The 6,398-nt window shown below is 56.3% G+C and carries 5 protein-coding genes; 1 reads left to right on the top strand and 4 read right to left on the bottom strand.

The genetic code is table 11. The features are described 5' to 3' along the window. Positions 1 to 36: 36 nt before the first annotated feature. Genes hemG through pepQ form a run of 4 tightly spaced genes read right to left on the bottom strand, consistent with a single transcriptional unit; the run spans position 37 to position 4,018 of the window. Complete coding sequence (gene hemG, locus K5Y32_RS21555; RefSeq protein ID WP_222185731.1) at positions 37 to 573, bottom strand: menaquinone-dependent protoporphyrinogen IX dehydrogenase; 537 nt, start codon at positions 571 to 573, stop codon at positions 37 to 39. Between the two features lie 17 nt (positions 574 to 590). Then, a complete protein-coding gene (gene trkH / locus K5Y32_RS21550; protein WP_176973408.1) occupies positions 591 to 2,042 on the bottom strand; it encodes a Trk system potassium transporter TrkH in 1,452 nt (483 codons plus the stop codon). A 27-nt stretch (positions 2,043 to 2,069) separates the two neighbouring features. Then, entirely contained in the window at positions 2,070 to 2,687 is a 618-nt protein-coding gene (locus K5Y32_RS21545; RefSeq protein WP_222185730.1) for an IMPACT family protein, read from the bottom strand. Then, the gene (pepQ, locus tag K5Y32_RS21540) at positions 2,687 to 4,018 is read right to left on the bottom strand and encodes a Xaa-Pro dipeptidase (protein WP_222185729.1); all 1,332 of its coding nucleotides are present in this window, start codon (positions 4,016 to 4,018) and stop codon (positions 2,687 to 2,689) included. Before pepQ ends, K5Y32_RS21545 begins: the two co-directional genes overlap by 1 nt. Positions 4,019 to 4,204: 186 nt before the next feature. On the opposite strand from pepQ, the gene fadB reads away from it, so the two are divergent. Next, on the top strand, positions 4,205 to 6,388 hold the full coding sequence (gene fadB, locus K5Y32_RS21535; protein ID WP_222185728.1) for a fatty acid oxidation complex subunit alpha FadB: 2,184 nt from the start codon (positions 4,205 to 4,207) through the stop codon (positions 6,386 to 6,388). Positions 6,389 to 6,398 lie beyond the last annotated feature (10 nt).

Below are 6,398 nucleotides of genomic sequence, written 5' to 3'. Positions count from 1 at the left end.
TACTGTTCGACCTAAATTTCGCCACAACGCTGTATTTCACAACGATTTGCCTGGTAACTGCGCAAAATCCTGGGCAAAAAGCGCCACTTTATTCCAATCGGTGTACTCCACTTCTTTCGATGTATCGGTTTCCCCGCCGGTCATACGCATAATGAATTGAATCATGACGCGATCAAACCAGCGATAACGCGGATAACGCAACGCCCCGGCGAAAACCGCACAGCAATCGGGTTGCCACGGCGACTGCTCCAGGAACTTGCGCGTATACGCATTGGTCTCTGGCGTACACTTATCTGCTTTACGCGCCGTCAGGTTGACACTAAAGAAGCCGCTCACCCGCTGCTGCAGCTGTGCTTTGTGCTGGGTGACAAATTTCAGCAGCGCCGGATTGAAATGGCCATAGCGGATCGAAGCACCAATCAGTACGCGATCATACTGCAACCAATCAATCTGCTGCGCCTGCAGTAAATCGATCACGTCACACAGTTGATGCGGCACTAACGTCTGCGCAATGCGCGCGGCAATGTCACGAGTTTGTCCATCGCGGCTGGAATACAGAATCAACGCTTTCATTACTCAATCCTATTTTATTATTCGCGCCAGAAGGTCGGCGTGAACAGCACCAGCAGCGTGAACACTTCAAGGCGTCCAAACAGCATGGTCAAAATCAAAATCCACTTCGCGACATCATTCATTGAAGTGAAGTTGTCTGCTACCACACCCAAACCGGGCCCGAGGTTATTCAGGGTCGCGGCCACGGCAGCAAAAGCCGAGAAGTCATCCACGCCAGTGGCGATGATCGCCAACATGCTGAGCAGGAACACCAGCGCATAAGCTGAGAAGAAACCCCACACCGCTTCGAGGATACGTTCCGGCAGCGCGCGATTACCCAACTTGATGGTGTAAACCGCGTTCGGGTGCACCAATCGCTTCAGCTCACGCGAACCCTGCTTGAACAATAGAAGAATGCGGATCACCTTCAAACCGCCGCCGGTTGAACCCGCCATGCCGCCGATAAAGGCTGAGCACAGCAGCAGCACCGGCAGGAACAGCGGCCAGCGCGCAATGCTGTCGGTAGTAAAACCGGCCGTGGTCGCCATTGATACCACCTGGAAAAACGCCTGATTCAGCGTTTGCCAGCCGCTGGCGTACACATTGTGGAACCACAACACTATGGTACAGATCAGCACTAAGGTCAGTTGTACGCCAATAAACATGCGGAATTCGGGATCGCGCCAGTACACTTTCAGGTTGCGACCACTTAATAAAGAGAAGTGCAGGCCATAGTTACAGCCCGAGATCAGCAGAAATACCGCAACAATGGTGTTAATGGTTGGGCTATTAAAATAGCCGATGCTGGCATCATGGGTTGAGAACCCGCCAATCGCGATCGTCGAGAAGCTATGGCCGATAGCATCGAACATCGGCATGCCCGCCAGCCACAGCGCCAGCGCGCACGCCACGGTGAGCAACACGTAGATCAGCCACAGTGTTTTAGCTGTTTCTGCGATACGCGGGCGCATCTTATTATCTTTCAGCGGCCCCGGCATTTCAGCGCGATAGAGCTGCATGCCGCCCACGCCCAGAATGGGCAGAATCGCCACCGCCAGCACAATGATCCCCATCCCGCCGAGCCACTGCAGCATCTGACGATAGAACAGAATCGCTTTCGGCAGCGTATCCAGTCCCACCAGCGTAGTAGCGCCGGTGGTAGTGAGGCCAGAGAAGGATTCAAAGAACGCATCGGTGATTGAGAGATGCGGCTGCTCGGCGAAGATAAACGGCATCGCACCGACGCTGCCCAGCACTGTCCAGAACAGCACCACGATGAGGAAGCCTTCGCGCGGCTTGAGTTCGGTTTTCTGCTTGCGGTTTGGCCACCACAGCAGCGAACCGATAACGATCGCCATCATAAAGGTCTGACTGAACGCGCGCCCGGCACCATCACGGTAAATCAAAGCGACGAGGCCAGGTAAAATCATGGTCACCGAGAAAAGAATCACCAGCAGGCCCACGATGCGGGTAATGGCGCGAAAATGCATTCAGCCGTTTCCTTTAAACAGAAGCTTTTAGTTTGTCAGCGGGATGAGCGTCAGCGCGCCCCGGCTGTAATCAGAGAGGTTTTGGCGAAAGCCATCAATCTGCGCATGCGGCAACGCTAAACGCAGCGCAATACGATCCTGATAATGGCTCTCTTCTATAATGCCGTCAAAACGTTGCAGCAAGCGTTCGATGTCGCTGAGTTGGGCGTAATCGCACTGCAGGGTAAAAGATTCCATCGGCACTTTGCGCTGACGCGCCAGTTGCTTCAGCCCTTGCTGCACGCCGCCGCCGTAAGCTTTTACCAGTCCGCCGGTGCCAAGCATGATGCCGCCATAATAACGCACCACCACCGCAGTGATCTCACCGACGCCGCTGCCCATCAGTTGGGCCAGCATCGGTTTGCCTGCGGTGCCAGAAGGTTCGCCATCATCGGAAAACCCCAACTGCTGCGAATCATCCGGCGCACCCGCCACCCACGCCCAGCAGTGATGCCGCGCGCTGGGATGCTCCTGCTTCACCTGCTGCACAAACGCGCGCGCCGCTTCCACGCCGGCCGTGTGCGCCAGCAAGGTGATGAAGCGGCTTTTCTTGATAGTTTCCTCGCTGAGACTCACGGCCTCAGCGGGAATGTCGTAAGCATCCATCAGGCAAGGTGCAGATCGCGCGTCATGTTTTCAATGCGATTAGCGTGAACCACCACGTTATCCTCGATACGAATACCGCCGTACGGTTTCAGTGCATCGATTGCCGCCCAGTCAAAGTATTGGCTGAACTTGCCGCCGCGCAGCTTCGCCAGCAGCGAATCGATAATATAGAAGCCCGGTTCGATAGTCAGCACCATGCCTGGTTCCAGCACGCGCGTACAACGCAGATACGGATACTGCGACGGTGCCGCCAGATGCGTGCCGTTATCGTCCTGCATAAAGCCAGCCACATCGTGCACCTGCAGGCCGAGCGGATGTCCAAGGCCGTGCGGCATAAACGGACCGGTTAAATCTTCCGCCACCAGCGTCTCTTCAGTCAGGCCTTTCACCAACTCGAACTTCAGCAGCAGACGCGCAATGCGCTGATGCATCTGCAGATGATAATCGGTATAGCGCACGCCAGCTTTCAAGGTGGCAATCAGCGCCAGCTCTTCCTTGTTCATCGCCGCAACCATGTCGGCATAGCGCGATTTGCTCTGCGCCGCGTAGCTGCGCGTCAGGTCAGCGGCGTAACCGAGGTATTCCGCGCCGGCGTCAATCAGGAAGCTGTGGCGTTTGGCCGGCGGCTGATGATCCAGTTTGGTGTAGTGCAGCACCGCGGCATGTTCATTGAGCGCGATGATGTTGCCATATGGCACATCGGTATCGCGATGGCCGGTTGCGGTCAGATAGGCGATATTAATATCGAACTCGCTCATGCCAGAGAAGAACGCCTCTTTGGCAGCGCGATGGCCCGCCACCGCCAGCTTCTGCGCTTCGCGCATACACGCCAGTTCATAGTCGGTTTTGATACTGCGATGATAATGCAGGAAATCGATCACGCCTTTCGGGTTCACCTGCTCGCTGTTAATACCGAGCTGGGAAGCGCGTGACGGCACCGGACCGATATAGGCCACGTTCTCGCGCTGTGTAGGCAACAGTTGCGCGATCTCATCGGCACTCTTCAGGCCAATCACCTCCACATCGTTAGTCCAGAAGCTGTTTGGCAGCGGCTCAACGTTGTGCCAGTAATCAACCGGCGAATAGAACCACAGCTTGGGTTTATTCACGCCATCAATCCATAACCAGCAGTTTGGCACCTGCGTCACCGGCACCCACGCTTTGAACTGGGGATTCACCTTAAACGGATAGTCGTGATCGTCGAGAAAAACGGTCAACAGTTCGCCGGAATGAATCAGCATGGCATCAAGCTTAAAGCGAGCCAGCACCTGCTGCGCTCGCTGCTGCAGCGTATTGATGTGCGCGTGATACAGGGTTTTCAGTGAATCCATGGACTTGTCTCCGATGTCGCGAAAGTGGCCGCAGTGTAGCACAGCCGTGTTAGTGATGCCGTGCTGCGCGCGCTGTGATCGTTGTATCAAATAATCAAACTCTGGTTTGCAAATAATTAACATCACACTCACACTCCAACTCATCTGGTATGACCAGATCAACTTTCGCGGTTTCAGGAGACGGACATGCTCTACCAAGGCGATACCCTTTCAGTTCACTGGCTTGACGACGGCATCGCCGAGCTGGTTTTCGATGCGCCCGGTTCGGTGAACAAACTCGATACCAAAACCGTTGCCTCGTTGGGCGAGGCATTAAGCGTATTGGAACAGCAACCCGCGCTGCGCGGCCTGTTGCTCTCGTCGGCCAAACCGGCATTTATCGTTGGTGCCGACATCACAGAATTCCTGTCGCTGTTTGATGCGCCAGAAGAGAAGCTGAGCCAGTGGCTAGCGTTTGCCAACAGCATCTTCAATCGTTTAGAGGATTTGCCGGTGCCCACCGTGGCCGCCATCGACGGCTATGCGCTGGGCGGCGGCTGTGAATGCATACTGGCGACCGACTTCCGCATTGCCACGCCGACCGCACGCATTGGCCTGCCGGAAACCAAACTGGGCATTATGCCGGGCTTTGGCGGCAGCGTGCGCTTGCCACGCCTGCTTGGCGCCGATAGCGCGATGGAGATTATCGCCGCCGGTAAAGATGTTGATGGCAGCAGCGCCCTGAAACTCGGTTTGGTGGATGCGGTAGTCAGCAGCGACAAACTACGTGCCGCTGCGCTGACCGTATTGCAGGACGCCATCGTGCAGGGCAACTGGCAGACACGCCGCGCGCCGAAGCTGGCACCGCTGAAACTCAGCCCGATTGAAGCCGCCATGAGCTTCACCATCGCCAAAAGCATGGTGCTGCAAACCGCGGGCAAACACTATCCGGCACCGATCACCGCCATCAAAACCATTGAAGCTGCCGCCAGCCTCGGACGTGATGATGCGCTGAAGCTGGAAACCGCCGCGTTTGTGCCGCTGGCGCAAAGCGACGTGGCGCGCGCGCTGGTCGGTATCTTCCTGAACGATCAGTACGTCAAAGGCCTGGCGAAAAAGCACAGCAGTGCAGTCGGTGCGCCGCAGCAAGCGGCAGTATTAGGCGCAGGCATTATGGGCGGCGGCATTGCTTATCAATCGGCATGGAAAGGTGTGCCGGTGATGATGAAAGATATCAATCCGCAGGCATTAACGCTGGGCATGACCGAAGCCAGCAAGCTGCTGAACAAACAGCTGGAGCGCGGCAAAATTGACGGCGCGAAACTGGCGAGCGTACTCACCACCATTCAGCCCACGCTGGATTACGCCGGATTCGAACGCACCGACGTAGTAGTAGAAGCGGTAGTAGAGAATCCGCAGATCAAAGCCAAAGTGCTGGCAGAGACCGAACAGCATCTGCGCGAGGACGCCATTCTCGCCTCCAACACCTCAACCATTCCGATCAGCCTGCTGGCGCAAGCCCTGAAACGTCCGGAAAACTTCTGCGGCATGCACTTCTTCAATCCGGTACCGCGTATGCCGCTGGTTGAAGTGATTCGCGGTGAGAAAACCTCAGAAGCGACCCTCAGCAAAGTGGTGGCCTGGGCGAGCAAAATGGGCAAGACGCCGATTGTGGTGAATGACTGTCCCGGCTTCTTTGTGAATCGCGTGCTGTTCCCCTACTTCGCCGCCTTCAGCCTGCTGCTGCGTGACGGCGCGGATTTCCGTCAGATCGATAAAGTGATGGAAAAACAGTTCGGCTGGCCGATGGGCCCCGCGTGGCTACTGGATGTGGTCGGCATTGATACCGCGCATCACGCTCAACAGGTGATGGCGCAAGGTTTCCCGTCTCGCATGCAGAAAGATTATCGCGACGCGATCGACGTGCTGTTTGACGCCAAACGTTACGGCCAGAAAAACGGTCAGGGCTTTTATCGCTGGGAGCAGGATAAAAAAGGCAAAGCGCAGAAGAGAGCCGATGCGGCTGTCGATGCGCTGCTGGAACCGATTTGCCAGCCGACGCGCGTGTTCAGCGATGACGAGATCGCCAACCGCATGATGCTGCCGATGCTCAACGAAGTGGTGCGCTGCCTCGAAGAGAAGATCATCGCTTCACCGGCCGAAGCTGATATGGCGCTGGTGTACGGTTTAGGCTTCCCGCCGTTCCGTGGCGGCGCGTTCCGCTACATGGATACGCTGGGCAACAGCAACGTGGTTGATCAGGCCAAACGTTATACCGCGCTCGGCCCGCTGTATGCGCTGCCGGAGATGCTGTTGCAAAAAGCCCATCAGCATCAGAGCTGGTATCCCGCGGTGCAACCGATTGACGAAGCGGCGCTGCAAAGTGCCTGAGGTAATGAAA

The organism is Pantoea sp. DY-15 (assembly GCF_019795935.1).
GTDB classification, from domain to species: domain Bacteria; phylum Pseudomonadota; class Gammaproteobacteria; order Enterobacterales; family Enterobacteriaceae; genus Pantoea; species Pantoea leporis.
Note: the sequence above shows the minus strand (reverse complement) of the source record. Positions and strands in the feature narration are given on the sequence as shown.